Raw genomic sequence first — 16,453 nt, 5'->3', positions numbered from 1 at the left:
TTATGTAAAAACAGAAAAACCTTTAATTCACATAAAGGAATTAAAGGTTTGATTAACTCGTACTATTTATTTCTCGACAGGAGCATAATGAAATAGCACAGGAGTCCGAAAAGGAGGGTGATGAATAAGGCGTGAAACAGGGCGATAAAAATATTGACCTGAGTGAATACAGAAAGCATTCCTGTCAGCACCTGCATCATCAAGAGCGTAAATGCAATAATCCATCCTTTTTTAATAATCGGTGACCGGCTGTATTTTCTAAGCACATGAATAAGAATCAGCAGCATCCAGATGGCTAAAATACCAACGAGAAATCTGTGTCCCATCTGTACTGCCTGGTAAAAGTTTGCCGGCAGTACTGATCCCGGCATACAGTGCGGCCATTCAGTACATGCCAGTGAAGAATCGGTATGTCTGACTAAGGCTCCGCTGTAAATAACAAAATATATATAGATGGTAATCAATATTGTGTTATATCTTAAAAATGGACTGACAATTATTTTGCGTTCGTGCTGTCCGTGAGAGACCTCAAATATAAGAAGTGTCAACAGGAAGACAGCGGCAAAACAAATGAGTGATATGCCAAAATGTGCAGCGAGTATAAAGTCGCCTTCCCATATACCAATAACAGCAGCTGCACCGATTAATGATTGAATCAGTATAAAGCTGAGTGATACATAGATAAGGAACTTGGCTTCGCGGACATGTCCAATTTGTTTCCAAGCCATATATCCTAATATTAATAGGAAGATAATAGCCAAGCCTGAAACTCCTCGGTGTGCCATTTCGATAATTGTGTCGAGCGGCCAGTCTCTCGGTATGAGCTGACCGTGACAGAGCGGCCATGTTTCTCCGCAGCCGTCTTCCGAACCGGTTTTTGTAACAAGTGCACCGCCAATCTGGACAAAGATCATGATCAGCGTCGTAATGACTGCTACAATTTTTAAATTTCTATACAAATGCAACACCTCAAAAAATCGCGATTCTGTTCGCTATTCAATTAATAAATATATATTAGAATATCATTCTTTGCAATGTGCAAAGTTTTGAATAGCTCTTAACAATTTATAAAACTATGGTAAAATTAATGAGTGTAGAGATTGATACCATACTCTTAGAGTATAAAGCAGATTCCCGCATATAATCAGACATATTGATGAATAATTCATGAACAATGCAAAAAGTAACAATTTTATTTCAAATATGTATAGAAAATGTGACCGGGATAATCTATTATTAAAGATAAATGTGTTTGTTTATGAAAGGGGGCGTATAGATGCACAGTGATGTTTACCAGCAGGAGGTACATCAAACAGCACGCAGTAAAAAACTGAAGGCAATTAAAACACTCATCAAGGACGGCATAATTAAAGCGAATTTAATACCTGCGTTTGCAGCTGGATTTTTTGCTGTTATGTATTATAACATTTCATTTTTTGAAGCTATTCCAGTGATGCTGCTGATGCTTCTCGGTACGACACTTGTCATCGGAGGCGTTTGTGCCCTTAATAATTTCTATGACAGAGATATTGACCGGCTGATGAAGTCGAAACAGGCGAGGCCGAGTATTGATGGTACGTTTTCAGGCAAAGAGATTTTAACCATTGGATTCTCTATGCTTGGAACCGGATTGATCATGCTGTTCATAATCAACACCGCTGTCGGAGTTCTTGGGTTAATCGCAGCGTTTGGCTATGCAGTTGTATATTCGATATTCGCCAAAAGACATCTTGTCTCAAACACAATTATAGGAGCAATTCCTGGAGCGATGCCTCCGCTAATAGGCTGGGCTGTTTTCGAGCCTGATCTACATATATTAGCGTGGTCGATGTTTATCGTAATGTTTATATGGCAAATGCCTCATTTCTATGCACTTGCCATTAAACGCAGTGATGAATATAAAGAGGCAGGCATACCCATGCTGCCTTCCGTAAAAGGTAATGTTCGCACTAGAAACTCCATTATTTTTTGGGTGTCACTTCTTTTGTTCACACCACTTATGATGTTTGAACTTGGCATATGGTTTGTTGCACTGACAACGGTACTTAATGTTATATGGTTTTATTTAAGTATTAACCAGTTCAAACGGATTACAGACTATAATCGCTATGCCGGGCGAATATTTGTCTTTTCACTCAACTATGTTGTGATATTTTTTGTCATGATCATCGTAGCCGGCTTACTTGTGAATATTTAAAAAGTAAATGAATGAAAGAGGGGTCTAACAATGAATTTAAGTTTTTTAAAAGGTAAGGCACTACTATTAGTTTCTGCACTTACTCTTTTCCTGGCTGGCTGTGGTAAGAATGAATTAAGTACTTTAAGACCTGCCGGGGAAGTTGGACAAGAACAGTTTAACTTGATGATATTATCGATTGTTATAATGATTCTTGTTATCGCAGTTGTTACAGTTCTCTTTACAATTGCAGTATTGAAGAGCCGCAGAAGTAAAAAAGGTGAAGACTTTGAACCTAAAGATGTTTCAGGTAACCATACACTTGAAATCATCTGGACATCAATTCCAATTCTTCTGCTTATCGTTTTAGCGATTCCAACTGTCTACTTCGTATTTAAACAGGCAGACACTGATGCAATGACTGATGCTGAAGGTAATGTTAATGCTGAAGAAACAGTCATTAACGTTCAAGCAAATCAGTACTGGTGGGAATTTGAATATCCTAACGAAGAAGTTGTCACATCACAGGAACTCGTCGTCCCAACAGATCAAAAAGTATACTTCAACCTGCAGGGTACAGATGTAAAACACTCATTCTGGGTGCCGGCAGCCGGTGGTAAGATGGATACTAACATCGACGGAATTAACAGCTTCTACTTAGTATTTGATGACGAGTCAGCACAGGAAGCGGATCGTTTGTTCTACGGTAAATGTGCTGAGCTTTGCGGACCGTCTCACGCATTGATGGACTTCAAAGTTAAGGCATTGCCTGAAGAAGAATACAACCAATGGCTTGCAGATATGAAAACAATTGAAGAACCTGTACAAGCTTCATCTGAAGATGCTCAGCGCGGACAGGAAATTTTCAATAACTCATGTATGGGTTGTCACGCAGCAACACCGACAAGCCCAGGATCAATGGGTCCTAACTTAACTAACTTTGGTGACCGTGATTTAATCGCAGGTTTCATGGAACATAATCAGGAAAATCTTGAAGCATGGATCAAAGATCCAGAAGCATTTAAACCTGATAACAGAATGACTGGAGCATACGAATTAACTGACGATGAAATACATGCAGTTGCTTCATACTTAATGGAACTTAAAGTTGAAGAAGGTTCTGGAGACGTTTCGTCATTAGAAGAACCTGCTGCAGAAGAAGAGTCAGAAGAGGGGGGTAACTAGCAATGTCAGAAGCAACAGCGAAAAAACGCGGTTTTGGTGCAACGATTTGGGAATATTTAACAACAGTTGACCATAAGAAAATTGCTATTCTTTATTTAATTGCCGGAGGCTTCTTCTTCGTTGTCGGCGGTATTGAAGCAATGCTGATTCGTCTTCAGCTTGCAGTGCCGAATAATGACTTCTTATCAGCAGGACTGTTTAACGAAGTAATTACGATGCACGGAACAACGATGATATTCTTAGCGGCTATGCCATTACTATTTGCGTTTATGAACGCTACAGTTCCGCTCCAAATCGGTGCGCGTGACGTAGCATTTCCATTCCTAAATGCTTTAGGTGTCTGGCTGTTTATCTTCGGTGGTATCTTCCTTAACCTTTCATGGTTCATGGGCGGAGCACCGGATGCAGGCTGGACAAGCTATGCATCACTGTCAATTCAATCACCGGGACACGGTATTGATTTTTATGCACTTGGGTTACAAGTATCAGGTGCAGGTACATTAATTTCAGGTATTAACTTTGTAACTACAATTATTACAATGAGAGCACCAGGTATGACATATATGAGAATGCCATTAATGACATGGACAACACTTGTTGCAGGTGTACTGATTGTCTTCGCATTCCCGCCGTTAACAGTTGGTCTGTTCTTATTAATCTTTGACCGTATGTTTGGTTCAAGCTTCTTTATTGTAGAAGCAGGGGGTAACACGATTATCTGGGAACACTTATTCTGGATCTTCGGTCACCCGGAAGTTTACATTTTAATTCTTCCGGCATTTGGTATATTCTCTGAAATATTCGCGACATTTGCACGTAAGAGATTATTTGGATACTCAGCGATGGTATTTGCGACAGTGCTGATCGGTTTCTTCGGATTCATGGTTTGGGCACACCACATGTTTACAGTTGGTCTTGGACCGACAGCTAACGCTATTTTCGCTTTAGCTACCATGGCAATCGCAGTACCAACAGGTATTAAGATATTTAACTGGATCTTTACAATCTGGGGAGGAAGCATAGAATTTACTACTCCTATGATGTACGCCTTAGCATTTATTCCTTCATTCGTTATGGGTGGGGTAACAGGTATTATGCAGGCGGTTGCTCCAGCTGACTATCAGTATCATGACTCGTACTTTATCGTTGCTCACTTCCACTATGTAATTGTCGGCGGTGTTGTGTTCGCACTGTTAGCCGGACTGACTTATTATTGGCCGTTAATGTTCGCAACGATGTTAAATGAAAAATTAGGTAAAGTAACGTTCTGGTTATTCTTCTTAGGATTCCACATGACGTTCCTTATCCAGCACTTCCTCGGACTATGGGGAATGCCGCGCCGCGTGTTCACATATCTTGATGGACAAGGTTATAACGCAGCAAACATGATATCAACCATCGGAGCATTAATGATGGCTCTGGCTGTTATCGTGTTAGTAATTAACATTATTATGACAGTTGTTAAAAATGAAAGAGTCGGCCGTGATCCATGGGGCGACGGACGTACACTTGAGTGGTCATTACCACTGCCTGTACCATATTACAACTTTGCACAGATTCCATTAGTCCGCGGACTTGATGCATTCTGGCTTGAGAAAAAAGAAGGAAATGGAGAAATGCTTCCGGCAGAGTCACTTGATGATTTCCATATGCCGAACAATTCTATCATTCCGTTCGTAATGTCATTTGGATTATTCGTTGCTTCATTCGGTTCACTGTACTTTGCTTCAGGTAAAGAATGGGCGATCGATGCAGTAGCAGACCTTCCAGTTAGACCTTGGGCAGGTTGGGTACTTGCAATCGGACTTGCAATTACATTTATCTCAATGATTACACGTTCATTTAAAGATGATCTTGGCTACTATGTACCAAAAGAAGAAGTATTAAGAGATCTTGAAGAACAGAAAAGGGGTGCTAAGTAATGGCTGAAATGAAATATAATGTCCCTAATGAACAGTGGCCTGAGCACCCGGAGACAGCAACACTCGAAGGTAAAAATAAATTCGTCGGTTTCTGGACATTCTTAGGCGGAGAGACAGTATTATTCGCATCATTATTTGCGACTTACCTTGCTTTAAAAGACAGCGTGCCGAGTTCAGATCACTTGCTCGCAGCTGACCTGTTCCACCTTGAACTTGCATTTGTCATGACGATGCTGCTACTTACATCGTCACTGACAAGTGTGTATGCTATTTATCACATGCGTAATAACAATTTCACTAAGATGCAATTATGGCTGGCAATTACCGTATTACTCGGTGCTGGGTTCCTGGCATTGGAATTATATGAGTTCTACGAATATGTTCACATTGGTCATACTTTCAGATCAAGTGCTTTTGGTAGTTCGTTCTATATTCTTATCGGTACTCACGGATTCCACGTTATTATTGGTCTGATCTGGATTACAGGATTGATTATCCGTAATGCAACGCGCGGTTTATCAGTATATACAGCGGCTAAAGTTAACACAGCAGCACTATACTGGCACTTCATTGACGTTGTTTGGGTATTCATCTTCACAATTGTTTACTTGTTAGGAGTGTTATAGATGTCTGAACTGGAAACTAAATCAATGACAGATTTACAGCTGAGAAATCTTCGACGTCAGCGTACAAAAGAGATGCGTCTGCAGCTTACCGGATTTTCATTTATGATTTTCTTAACGTTTATGGCATTTGGTATGGTCGCACTGGACTTCAACGCGACATTCATTATGGGCGCTGTAATGCTCTTTGCATTCATTCAAGTGATAATGCAGTTCTATTACTTCATGCACATGAAAGATAAAGGACATGAATTCGCTAAACTGTTTATGCTTGTCGGCATGTTCTTTGCAATTGCATTCTGTGTCACATTCATTTATATCGTATGGATCGGACAGCCGATTTAATACGAAAAAAGATGGCCTCCAGGTGAGGTCATCTTTTTTTTGGTCAATAGTTTGTCACTTTGTGTGTTTTTATCGTCTTGAGTTATACATTTAATAAATTTATACTAGAAGTAATAGGACGAATTTAAGGTGGTACGGATGGAAAATATAACTTCTATAAAGATTTTTGGATTCATGGCAAACTGGAGCCCGTTTTTCCTGGCTTTCGTCATTCTTGTTACAACGGTATTTTATCTTGTAACGACGAGATGGTATGACGAATTTGAAGGCGGTCGCCCGCTGACGAGAAAAGAGGGGTCATTGTTTGCTGTAAATATGATATTACTGTATTTCATGTATGGCGGACCGGTCGATATTTTAAGTCACATTCTGTTTACATTCCACATGGTGCAGATGGCTTTTGTATTATTTTTAATTGCACCGCTTGTATATTTCAGTGTGCCGGCTTATTTACAAAAATATATAGCATCACTGCCGGTGATTGGACCAGTGCTGAGTCTGGGCGAGAAAAAACCGCTGGTTACACTGATGCTTTTAATCGGTGCGTTTTCAATATATCACTTACCGGTCGTTATGGATAACTTGAAAATGAGTGCAACTTTACATACTATTGCACTTGCGATCATGTTCCTGACAGCGATTATGGCATTTTATCCGATGTTCAATAAAGTTGAACCGGAAGAAGAACAGATGGGCGGGTTGTTTAAACTGCTCTATATCTTTGGTATCGGTGCATTTGTCACGCCAGCATGCGCATTGATCATTTTTGCAAGTAATCCAATGTATGCTACATTTACCGATGGTGAGGCATGGCTGAGCGCTATGGAACTATGTGTGCCGTCAGGCATCTTGGACAGTATCGCTGGTGCCGGTATGATATCCGGACCGGAATATTTCTCTAATTCAACACCGCTTGTGGATCAGCAGACGGGCGGAATTATTATGAAAGTTCTACAGGAAGTATTTTTCGGCGTTATGCTGGCACATATATTCTTCAAATGGTTTAATGAAGAACGCAGGAATGAAGATCAAATTACTGAGCAGGCATTGGCTAAAGCACAAGCACAAAAAGACATGCACAATCGCTTCAGAGCATAGGAGGAACTATTCTTGGATATTTATTTTGTACTGCCCACAATAAGCACTTCATTTATAGTGTTGAGTGCGATACTGATGAGCATCGGTATTTTTCATATAAAAAAAGGCAACGTTCAGACTCATGAAAAATTCATGACTCTGGCAGCCTGGTCAGCATTACTATTTTTTATTATATACGTATCGAAAACAATATTTCTTGGAAACACTCAGTTTGGCGGACCTGAGTCATTAGAATTATATTATGTGATATTCCTTGTCAGTCATATCATTTTGGCAACGACGGGCGGTATTTTTGGAGGTATACAAGTTTATACCGGTAAGAAAAACAAACTCCGTCAGCATAGAAAATTCGGCATGACGGCTGCAACGATCTGGTTCTTCACAGCAGTAACAGGCATAATGGTATATATTATTCTTTATATTTTATATCCGGGCGGAGAAACGACCGGCTTATGGAACGCAATATTCCATCAGAACTAAAGAAAACCTCTTACAGAGATCTCTGTAAGAGGTTTTTTATGTAGCCAGTTATTAAATTATAAGCTGGCAACTTCAGTCAGTTCTTTACCGATTGTTCTGATTTTACTGATCGCATGTTCAACAATGCGTTCAGGGAATACTTCATCGCTGCCGTATTCGATACCAGTTGGATAGTAATGTTTACCCATGTATGGATCCATCAGCTGTAATGTAGCATTATTTGCACCGACGTCACCGTCTACTGCATATCCTGGAAAACGTAAGTAATAAATACCTTCAGGAATTTCGTATTTATAATCGAAAGTCATACGTTCATAATCCCAGCTGCCGCCAAGAACACAACCATTGTGGTTCATAATTTCCTGCAGCGAGCCTTGCGGAATGACTACATTTTCAATACCTGAGTTTTCAAAAACCATCATTTTGCCCCCTATCATTATTCCATTACCCTAATTTTAATCTATTACAATAACAGTTGCAAATGGTATTTATGATATAGTAACAAAAGTACCATTATGATAAAATGAATGAGGAGAGGTGATTATATGCTGGCAACTATGGATTTTGAAATTATGGATTCGCTAGACTCTCTAAACGATATGGTTATGAATACAGAAGAGTATAAGAACTACTGTAAATATAAAGGTCTCCTGGATACGGACGATGAAGTCAGAAATATGATTAAACACTTTGCACGTTTAAAAGAAGATTTTATCGATGTTGAACGATTTGGCAAATACCATCCGGACTTCAGTTCAAAACGCAGGGAGATTAACCAGTACAAAAAAATGCTGGATATGCATCCGATTATAATGGAGTACCGAAGAGCAGAGTTTCAGCTGCAGTCGCTGCTGGACGAAATACTGTTCATCGTCGGTCAATCGGTCAGTCCGCATGCAAATATCGTGAGCAGTAATCCATTTTTCTCAAACAGTTCAAACAGCGGCTGTGCAACAGGCGGAAGCTGCAGCTGCGCAGGTTAATATATACATACACGTTCTGATGACAGAGCGTGTTTTTTTATTTGAAAAAGAAAAAGACCCGCACTTTAAGCGGGTCTTAAATAACTCTGAATTAATATCTTTCTTTAAGCAGATGATAGCTGATATCAGGGTAGTCAGTCACAATAGTGTGGGCACCTTTTTGAATCAGTTCATCCATCTTATCCATCTTGTTAATATTCCAATAGCCGACAGCGATATTCAAGCTCGTTAAGAACTCGATAAAGCGCGGTGTATCCAAATGAATACCGTTATATTCTACAGGGATTTGGAATGTGTCTGCTGCCGGTTCATACATATGGCCGAATCCGCTGCGGTGCAGGAAGAATGCACGGCTGACCTGATCGACACCTGCGCCGAGAGCAACTTTGCCTTCTGCGTATAAGTTAAACTGTTTAATTTGAGAATCGTGGAAACTTGTAACGAGTATGCGGTCTTCCGCACCGAGTTCAGTAATGAGACGGTAGAGAAGACTTGGCACCAGACTGCCTGCATACGTTTCAGGATCATCTTTAATATCCAGATTAATCAGCGTGCCAGGGTATTCCTCAATTAATTCGCGCAGCGTAATAATTTTTGCTTTGTCGTGGCCGCGGTAGGGATGATTGCCTTCGACATCTGTAAAGTGATAGCCGAAATCTAACTCTTTTAAATCAGCCAGTGTCAGATTGCTGACTTTTCCTGCACCGTTAGATGTTCTGTCTACATATGCATCGTGGAAGACTACAATTTCTTCATCTTTCGTTAAACGGATATCAATTTCAAATCCTTCAACATTAAATTCTGTTGCTTTGTCGAAAGCGATGCGCGTATGTTCAGGTGCGAGCCCCATACCGCCGCGGTGAGCGAAAATGTAAGGTGAACGCTGTTTGAAATACGGTTTGATATCTCTTACTTTTGTTTCTTTCGTCAGTTTTGTTCCTGCCCACAGTCCGATAGTAATTCCGGCTGCGACTCCGACTGCTGTAACCATTCTTTTAAAACATTTTGCCATGTTAGAAACCTCCATGAGATATTCATTAAAAAACATAATGAAAATATGTTATTATGATTCTAAAGATTTAGATAGGTGGGTCAGTCAATGATAGTTAACCGAATTGGTATATATGTTTATTTTAAACAAAATAAATTCATTCGACAATTGAAACGGCACGGACACTTAATTTATGTTAATAAAGATAAGAAATACGTGCTGCTCTATATCGATGAAGCCGATCTCGATAAAACGCTCGCCGATCTCGGAAAATTAAAATTTGTTACCGATATTGTAATGAGCGAATATCCAAATATAAAACGCGAATATAATACTGAAGATCATGAAAAACGGGATTACCGCGTTATATAATTTAAGTCATCGGCAAAATCAGATGATTTAATCTTAAAATGCCGGTCAAGTACTGGTAAAACTGTTCTCTTTCATAGAACTCTTCCGGCGGTTTTGTTGAAAATTCAACAATGCTGAGGTCTTTATCCTCACACCATGATTTTATTAACTGATACTTTTTACCCTGGCCTTCATTATAAGCGATACCGTTAAAAATAGTATAGATGGCCTGAACATTTTGTTCAACAGGTTTCATCACCAGTAAAAATGTAGCGGGTGATTGATCGTTGCTTAAAAATATTGCATGCTGGACACGTTCATGATTATATTCAATCAAAGCCTGCAATTCAAATATTTCGTGGTAGCCTTCACCCATCGTTATGAACTTTTGCATGTAATCAACTCCTAACAATATAATATATGACCAGGGAGCCAAATGAAAGGGCAATACTTATGAGAATTATCAGCGGCAAATACAAAGCGAAAAAATTACATACGTTAAAATCAAATGATACACGTCCGACAACGGACAAAGTGCGGGAAAGCATATTCAGTATGCTCGGAGAGATAGATGGCCCTGTACTGGACCTGTTTGGCGGCACAGGTGGTCTGGCGGTAGAAGCGCTGAGCAGAGGCGCTGACAGTGCGATGATTATCGATGGTGCAGGTGACGCGATCAAAATAATTAAAGAGAATACGAAAGATATCGATGAGCCGGTAGAAGTATTCAGAAATGATTTTAAAAGAGCACTTAAAGCGATGGCAAAACGTGAAAAATCCTTTGATTTAATCTTTTTAGATCCGCCGTACAACAAAAAATTAATCGATAAAAGTCTTGCACTTATTAAAGAGTATAATATTTTAAATGACGGCGGCCGAATTGTCGCTGAAGCCGGTAAAAATGAAGCATTTAACCATGAGGGTTTTAATATTATAAGGGAAAATGAATACGGCTCAATTAAAGTGTGGCTGCTTAATCACGAAGGAAAGTAGGGGATGATTGTGACAAATCAAAAAATAGCAGTAGTGCCAGGAAGTTTTGACCCAATTACATATGGTCATCTGGATATTATTGAACGTGCTTGTAAGATTTTTGATAAGGTTTACGTATCAGTATTAAGAAATTCATCAAAAAAAGGATTGTTTTCACCTGAAGAGCGCATCGATTTAATTTCAGGAGTTACAAAACATCTGGATAAAGTCGAGGTCATTCAGTTCGACGGCTTGTTAATCGACTTCTGCCAGCAGGTGGGTGCAGATGCGATTATTAGAGGGCTGCGCGCTGTCAGTGACTTTGAATACGAAATGCAGCTGACGAGCATGAATAGAAAGCTCGACAGCCACATTGAAACGATGTACATTATGACAAATAATAATTATTCATTCATATCATCTTCGATTGTTAAAGAAGTCGCAAAATACGGCGGCAAGATAGAAGATATCGTACCGCCGTTAATAGAAGATGCTTTAAAAGAAAAATTTAAGGAACAATAATAACCGGTGTATTGAAATCGTTACTCTTTCCGCCGGTAAATGTGTTGTATACTTCCGTGGCCGTCACTTCATGTGACACGAGGTCACGGTTTTTTTTATTAACATTAGTAATAATGTTTTCATTGCCGAGCTGTTTTAAATACTGGCGGCCGTTTTGTGTCATGCCGAGAATTCTCACGTGATCAGGGAGCGTATATTCTGCCATAAGGTCTTCGGTAATATTTAATAGTATAGAAATCATGAGTCTGCTGAGCCGCGTCCATGTATATCTTTTCGTTTTCACCGAACTTAAAAATTCTGAATAACTGGCGGCAGCGCGGATTTTATCCTGCAGACGGTGCTCAAGACCTTCTGTCATCATATAAATACTTTTAAGCTCTCCAGGCGACCGGCTTAAAATAATTGTTTTCAGGGTTTTAAATAAATCTTCATTAGAAGCGAGATGGTCATTCATCATGGCCGTAACGAGTCCTTCAGGCATAAACTTTTTAGCTTCTTCAGTGTCGCCGTTAAATAAAGCAGTACGCAGACTTGTCGCACTGGAAAAAGCTGCAGATGATAAAGACGAGTCGCTGTAATTGTTGCCCATCCGCTGAATCGTCCCGGGTCTAATCGGTGCATCAATGTCTCTGATTGCATTAATATAACTGACACCGAGCGTATCGTTCGGAGAAGAATAATGCGTGTTTTTAGTCAGCTCGCTCATTGCGCGCGGATAGCTGTATCCTTTTTTAAGCAGCGAATTGAATTCATCAGAAACTTTAAGTGACTGCGACGCTTCGGCGGCCTGGAACAGCGTATCGATATTGCCGGATTCGCTGCCGAAGACTAAATCTGTTGAGTGCAGCAGGTTAGCAATATGGACGCCGCCCCGGGCGAAATCATCGGCAGCGCTGACTGCATTTAGGAAGGGGAGCTCCGCAACGAGGTCGACGTGTTCGAGCGCGGCTCTTGTCCGTTTAAACTTATCTGTAATTGCGATTTCGCCGCGCTGGGTGAAGCTGCCCGACATAATCGCAATAGTGACATCGGGTGATGTCAATGCTTTTGCCTGTTCTATATGGTAAATGTGACCATTGTGAAATGGGTTGTACTCTGTAATTAATGATAAAATTTTCATACATAAACCCCCGATAGATGTTATACTAAGTGTATCAAAATATTAGACAGATTGAAGTTATTTGTTAAGAAAAAAACTTGACACTTTTTCTTTATAATTGTACAATATCTGTTGTGCTCATAAGAGGTGGAATTGTATGAAATGGTCGCTTTCACAACTAGGGAAGTATACCAATGAAAAATTCACTTTTAATGAAACTGTTCAGTTTGACACATTGTATGATCGTGCGGACATACTTGCTATAGATGATACTGTGGTATCCGGCGAGATGTTTATCGGACGTCAACGAGTAGATGTTGACTTAAGCATATCGGCGGTTGTTAAGATGATCGACAGCCGAAGCGGAAATGCAGTCAGTCTGCCACTCGAAATACAATCTGTTGAAGTGTTTGATGAAACACTTGAAGAAGACGAAGAAGCAGATGATGACAACATCCATCCATTAGTCCATACGCTGGACTTGGAGCCTGTAGTCAGAGAACTGCTGATCGTTAACTTACCGACAGTTTATACTGAGAGTGACGAACTACCCGGGTCATCAGGAGCAAGTGGTTGGACAGTAATGGATGAATCGGAAGCAGCTAATGAAAAACCGGCTGTCGACCCGAGATTACAAAAACTAGAAGCTTTAAAGCTAAACGATGAGGAGGAAAAATAATGGCAGTACCTAAAAGAAGAACATCAAAAACACGTAAAAATAAACGTCGTTCACACATGAGACTTTCAGTACCAGGTATGGTAGAATGCTCAAACTGCGGTGAAACTAAATTAGCTCACCGTGTATGTAAAGAATGTGGAAGCTACAAAGGCGAAGAAGTCGTAGCTAACTAATCAAATATTTATATTTGGATACTCCTGTTAAAGCGGATGCTTTACGGGGGTATTTTTTTGGTGTTTAAGGCCGGGGAAGTGATGGTGTAATTGAGTATCAATCAAAAAACCGAAACGGCATGCCGTTTCGGTTAAGTTCACTAAAACCATATTAATTTGGTGTCCACATTAATGACTCGTCAGCTAAATCACGTTCGATGTCATATTCGTGACTTTCGAAGCCGTGTTTTTCAAAGAAATCACGGGAGTTCTGGAAGCGGCTGATGGCTTTTATCGGAAGATTGAATGATTTTGCGTATTCAATCAGTTCGCTGCCGAATCCTCTGCCCTGGTATTTTTCTAGCACTTCAAGTTTCCAAATCACTAAATATTCAGCTGTGTCATTATCGATCGGATGCTCAGCATCCTTGCGGCGATATAGACACATGCGGGCAACGAGTTCTTCCCCCAGGTAGATTCCATAGAATGGGGAGTCGATATCTGCATCGATCATGTTAGCTTCCAGTTCATCAATCATGTGCAGCTCTTGAGAGCCGTACTCGCGGAATTTTTTAAATTCTTCTGCTGTTTTGTAATTAATAGCTAAATTTTTTACTTTTGACATTTGGCAACGCTCCTTTTTATCTAGTATATTCATAATTAGCAAGCCATTCAATTGTTTTATATTTAAATAACTTTTATACTTTGAATAACGATTAATTTAGGGAGAACTATTTATGCATTTTGAAACGATTAACTTTTTTAGCAATATACATAAAATAACCGGCCATAAACAATTTTACGGCGGTTTATCGTATGACGAAGAGAGTCTTAAGACTGTGCTTGGCCGTCCGGCGCACGATCATACCAGAGCGCTCGGTGAGATAATCGAAAAAGATATGTCTCAGTACAAAATGACCGAAGCGCAGCATAACAATTTAGAACTGCTGAAAAATGGACACAGGGCAGTGATTGCCGGTCAGCAGGCCGGTTTATTTATGAGCCCGTCTTATATCATCCACAAAATAATTTCTATCTTAGTTGTCACTAAAGAAATTAAGGAAAAGCACGATTATGACGCAGTGCCGGTGTTTTGGATTGCGGGGGAAGACCACGATTTTGATGAAGTGAATCATACGCATGTGTACGATGCATATTATAAGCGCCGTGTGAAAGTGAGCTACAAACCGAATTTGTCTGTGCCGATGAGCGTCGGTTTTTATCAGTACGATAAAAAAGCAATGACCGAAACGCTGGATAGGATCCTTTCTTATATTGGCGATTCGGAATATACAGCGACGCTGAAAGAGAAAGTCGCTCAATCAATTGAACAGTGTACAACTTGGACAGAATTGTTCCACAGTTTAGTTCACGACACATTTAAAGATGACGGTCTGATTATTTTTAATTCCCATTTAACAGAAGCAAGACAGCTGGAAGTGCCGATTTTAAATAAAATGTTTGAGAAACATAAAGAAATTGACCAGGCATTTAAAACCGGCCAGGCGTCATTTTTAAAAACGGTCAATCAATCGCCGACAATTCAAACAGAAACGAATGTACATCTATTTGGCAATACATCGAGTTACCGCTCGCTGCTGACAGAAAAAGAAGGAAAATATTCTCTCGGAGAAGAAACTTTCACATTTGAAGATATTAAAAATAAAATTCAGCAGACGCCTGAAGAGTTTTCAAATAATGTAGTCACCCGGCCGCTGATGCAGGAAATGCTGTTTAATACCGCAGTATTTTTAGGCGGCGGTGCAGAGGTGTCTTACTGGGGGGAACTCCACAAGGTATTTGAAGCAATGAATGTCAGCATGCCAATCGTTATGAAACGGATGGAGTTCATGCAGATCGATAGCAGAACGGCCAAATTGCTAGAAAGATACGATATAGAACTGGATGAAAATATTGTTGCAACGATCAATTCCCGTAAAGAAGCTTTAATCGGCGCACATACAAATGATCAAATTGCCGAGGAGATTGAACGGGTAAAAGAATCTCTTGAACAGGCATTCCATCCGCTATATGAATACGCAGATGAATACTTTAATAAGAAAATTATCGACGGTAATAAACAGCGTCATATAAACGAGCTGGATTATTTAAAAAAACGGTATTCAGTCGATGTGAAGCGGAGTTTAAGAAGTGAATTGAATAATTTAGACGAATTAAGCGAAAAATTAATGCCTAATGGGGCACTGCAGGAAAGACTTTACCATCCTTGGCAGTTTTCGGCGAAAAATTGGGATTATGCCCCACTCAGTTACACTGATAAATTAATACTGATTAAAAGTTAGAAAACCTATAATTATCAAGCGATTCCTCCAAATGGAGAAATCGCTTTTTTATTTTACGAAAAAATTTTGCAATCTTTTTTATAATTTGTGGAGGAAAGTGGGGAGATGTGGTAAATTAAATGTATAGCGGGGTGAGAATATGTTCATGGGTGAGTACAAACACAATTTGGATACGAAAGGCCGCATTATTGTGCCGAGTAAATTCAGAGAATTACTCGATGAACAATTCGTCATTACGCGCGGTCTTGATCGCTGTTTATTCGCATATACAGAAGATGAATGGAGCCGCATAGAAGAAAAACTTAAAACACTGCCGCTGACGAAGAAGGATGCCCGTAAATTTACGAGATTATTCTTCTCAGGTGCGACCAACGTGGAAATTGATAAACAGGGACGTATTAATATCCCGCAAAACTTGCGAGAATATGCAGGATTATCAAAAGATTGCACAGTAATTGGTGTATCGAGCAGAATTGAAATTTGGGATTCCTCATCATGGGAAGACTTTTATACAGAATCTGAAGATAACTTTGAAGATATAGCAGAAGATTTAATTGATTTTGACCTTTAGG

The 16,453-nt window shown here is 39.8% G+C and carries 21 protein-coding genes; 15 read left to right on the top strand and 6 right to left on the bottom strand.

Annotated elements, in window-relative coordinates:
• Positions 1 to 62 precede the first annotated feature (62 nt).
• Positions 63 to 968 (bottom strand): COX15/CtaA family protein, encoded by a 906-nt coding sequence (locus tag IEU81_RS04115; protein ID WP_308807824.1) that lies wholly within the window; start codon positions 966 to 968, stop codon positions 63 to 65.
• A 308-nt stretch (positions 969 to 1,276) separates the two neighbouring features.
• Between IEU81_RS04115 and cyoE the strand changes: the two genes are divergently transcribed.
• From cyoE to IEU81_RS04080, 7 genes are all read left to right on the top strand, one after another.
• Positions 1,277 to 2,197: a heme o synthase gene (gene cyoE / locus IEU81_RS04110; protein ID WP_186090410.1), complete on the top strand. Its 921-nt coding sequence runs from the start codon at positions 1,277 to 1,279 to the stop codon at positions 2,195 to 2,197.
• A 30-nt stretch (positions 2,198 to 2,227) separates the two neighbouring features.
• Entirely contained in the window at positions 2,228 to 3,361 is a 1,134-nt protein-coding gene (gene coxB / locus IEU81_RS04105) for a cytochrome c oxidase subunit II (RefSeq protein ID WP_092595207.1), read from the top strand.
• A gap of 2 nt (positions 3,362 to 3,363) precedes the next feature.
• Positions 3,364 to 5,283 carry a cytochrome c oxidase subunit I gene (locus IEU81_RS04100; protein WP_186090409.1) on the top strand — a complete coding sequence of 640 codons (1,920 nt, stop codon included), beginning with the start codon at positions 3,364 to 3,366 and terminating at the stop codon, positions 5,281 to 5,283.
• Complete coding sequence (locus IEU81_RS04095) at positions 5,283 to 5,909, top strand: cytochrome (ubi)quinol oxidase subunit III (protein ID WP_092595211.1); 627 nt, start codon at positions 5,283 to 5,285, stop codon at positions 5,907 to 5,909. The genes IEU81_RS04100 and IEU81_RS04095 overlap by 1 nt, the downstream gene beginning before the upstream one ends.
• A complete protein-coding gene (locus tag IEU81_RS04090; RefSeq protein WP_092595213.1) occupies positions 5,910 to 6,251 on the top strand; it encodes a cytochrome C oxidase subunit IV family protein in 342 nt (113 codons plus the stop codon). It begins immediately after the preceding gene.
• A gap of 138 nt (positions 6,252 to 6,389) precedes the next feature.
• Positions 6,390 to 7,349 carry a cytochrome c oxidase assembly factor CtaG gene (gene ctaG, locus IEU81_RS04085; protein ID WP_186090407.1) on the top strand — a complete coding sequence of 320 codons (960 nt, stop codon included), beginning with the start codon at positions 6,390 to 6,392 and terminating at the stop codon, positions 7,347 to 7,349.
• A gap of 12 nt (positions 7,350 to 7,361) precedes the next feature.
• Positions 7,362 to 7,829 carry a DUF420 domain-containing protein gene (locus IEU81_RS04080; RefSeq protein WP_176760558.1) on the top strand — a complete coding sequence of 156 codons (468 nt, stop codon included), beginning with the start codon at positions 7,362 to 7,364 and terminating at the stop codon, positions 7,827 to 7,829.
• Positions 7,830 to 7,885: 56 nt separating this feature from the next.
• Here the strand turns inward: IEU81_RS04080 and IEU81_RS04075 are convergent, their stop codons facing one another.
• Positions 7,886 to 8,248, bottom strand: a complete 363-nt coding sequence (locus tag IEU81_RS04075; RefSeq protein WP_186090405.1) for a YugN family protein — start codon at positions 8,246 to 8,248, stop codon at positions 7,886 to 7,888.
• A gap of 126 nt (positions 8,249 to 8,374) precedes the next feature.
• Here IEU81_RS04075 and IEU81_RS04070 point away from each other — a divergent pair, with 126 nt between their 5' ends.
• Entirely contained in the window at positions 8,375 to 8,812 is a 438-nt protein-coding gene (locus tag IEU81_RS04070; RefSeq protein ID WP_186090404.1) for a YlbF/YmcA family competence regulator, read from the top strand.
• Positions 8,813 to 8,903: 91 nt separating this feature from the next.
• On the opposite strand, the gene IEU81_RS04065 is transcribed toward IEU81_RS04070, so the two are convergent.
• Positions 8,904 to 9,824 (bottom strand): glycerophosphodiester phosphodiesterase family protein, encoded by a 921-nt coding sequence (locus IEU81_RS04065; protein WP_092595221.1) that lies wholly within the window; start codon positions 9,822 to 9,824, stop codon positions 8,904 to 8,906.
• A gap of 87 nt (positions 9,825 to 9,911) precedes the next feature.
• On the opposite strand from IEU81_RS04065, the gene IEU81_RS04060 reads away from it, so the two are divergent.
• Positions 9,912 to 10,175 (top strand): DUF2129 domain-containing protein, encoded by a 264-nt coding sequence (locus tag IEU81_RS04060; protein ID WP_092595223.1) that lies wholly within the window; start codon positions 9,912 to 9,914, stop codon positions 10,173 to 10,175.
• A 1-nt stretch (position 10,176) separates the two neighbouring features.
• On the opposite strand, the gene IEU81_RS04055 is transcribed toward IEU81_RS04060, so the two are convergent.
• Entirely contained in the window at positions 10,177 to 10,548 is a 372-nt protein-coding gene (locus tag IEU81_RS04055; protein WP_092595225.1) for a DUF7147 family protein, read from the bottom strand.
• Between the two features lie 26 nt (positions 10,549 to 10,574).
• Between IEU81_RS04055 and rsmD the strand changes: the two genes are divergently transcribed.
• Both rsmD and coaD read left to right on the top strand, forming a co-directional pair.
• A complete protein-coding gene (gene rsmD, locus IEU81_RS04050; protein ID WP_092595227.1) occupies positions 10,575 to 11,147 on the top strand; it encodes a 16S rRNA (guanine(966)-N(2))-methyltransferase RsmD in 573 nt (190 codons plus the stop codon).
• Between the two features lie 9 nt (positions 11,148 to 11,156).
• On the top strand, positions 11,157 to 11,648 hold the full coding sequence (gene coaD / locus IEU81_RS04045) for a pantetheine-phosphate adenylyltransferase (RefSeq protein ID WP_231957167.1): 492 nt from the start codon (positions 11,157 to 11,159) through the stop codon (positions 11,646 to 11,648).
• On the opposite strand, the gene IEU81_RS04040 is transcribed toward coaD, so the two are convergent.
• Positions 11,635 to 12,768, bottom strand: a complete 1,134-nt coding sequence (locus IEU81_RS04040) for a nucleotidyltransferase (protein WP_092595231.1) — start codon at positions 12,766 to 12,768, stop codon at positions 11,635 to 11,637. The two genes, coaD and IEU81_RS04040, sit on opposite strands and share 14 nt — an antisense overlap.
• Positions 12,769 to 12,904: 136 nt before the next feature.
• Between IEU81_RS04040 and IEU81_RS04035 the strand changes: the two genes are divergently transcribed.
• Both IEU81_RS04035 and rpmF read left to right on the top strand, forming a co-directional pair.
• A complete protein-coding gene (locus tag IEU81_RS04035; RefSeq protein WP_092595233.1) occupies positions 12,905 to 13,426 on the top strand; it encodes a YceD family protein in 522 nt (173 codons plus the stop codon).
• The gene (gene rpmF / locus IEU81_RS04030; protein WP_092595235.1) at positions 13,426 to 13,599 is read left to right on the top strand and encodes a 50S ribosomal protein L32; all 174 of its coding nucleotides are present in this window, start codon (positions 13,426 to 13,428) and stop codon (positions 13,597 to 13,599) included. Before IEU81_RS04035 ends, rpmF begins: the two co-directional genes overlap by 1 nt.
• Positions 13,600 to 13,750: 151 nt before the next feature.
• Here rpmF and IEU81_RS04025 read toward each other — a convergent pair whose 3' ends face one another.
• A complete protein-coding gene (locus tag IEU81_RS04025; RefSeq protein WP_186090402.1) occupies positions 13,751 to 14,203 on the bottom strand; it encodes an N-acetyltransferase in 453 nt (150 codons plus the stop codon).
• Positions 14,204 to 14,315: 112 nt separating this feature from the next.
• Here IEU81_RS04025 and bshC point away from each other — a divergent pair, with 112 nt between their 5' ends.
• Positions 14,316 to 15,881: a bacillithiol biosynthesis cysteine-adding enzyme BshC gene (gene bshC / locus IEU81_RS04020; protein WP_186090400.1), complete on the top strand. Its 1,566-nt coding sequence runs from the start codon at positions 14,316 to 14,318 to the stop codon at positions 15,879 to 15,881.
• Between the two features lie 139 nt (positions 15,882 to 16,020).
• The gene (mraZ, locus tag IEU81_RS04015) at positions 16,021 to 16,452 is read left to right on the top strand and encodes a division/cell wall cluster transcriptional repressor MraZ (protein WP_092595241.1); all 432 of its coding nucleotides are present in this window, start codon (positions 16,021 to 16,023) and stop codon (positions 16,450 to 16,452) included.
• Position 16,453: the final 1 nt, after the last annotated feature.

The sequence above is a fragment of the Jeotgalicoccus aerolatus genome (assembly GCF_014635205.1).
GTDB classification, from domain to species: domain Bacteria; phylum Bacillota; class Bacilli; order Staphylococcales; family Salinicoccaceae; genus Jeotgalicoccus; species Jeotgalicoccus aerolatus.
The sequence above is the reverse complement of the archived record's forward strand: the minus strand, read 5'-3'. Positions and strand labels throughout refer to the sequence as shown.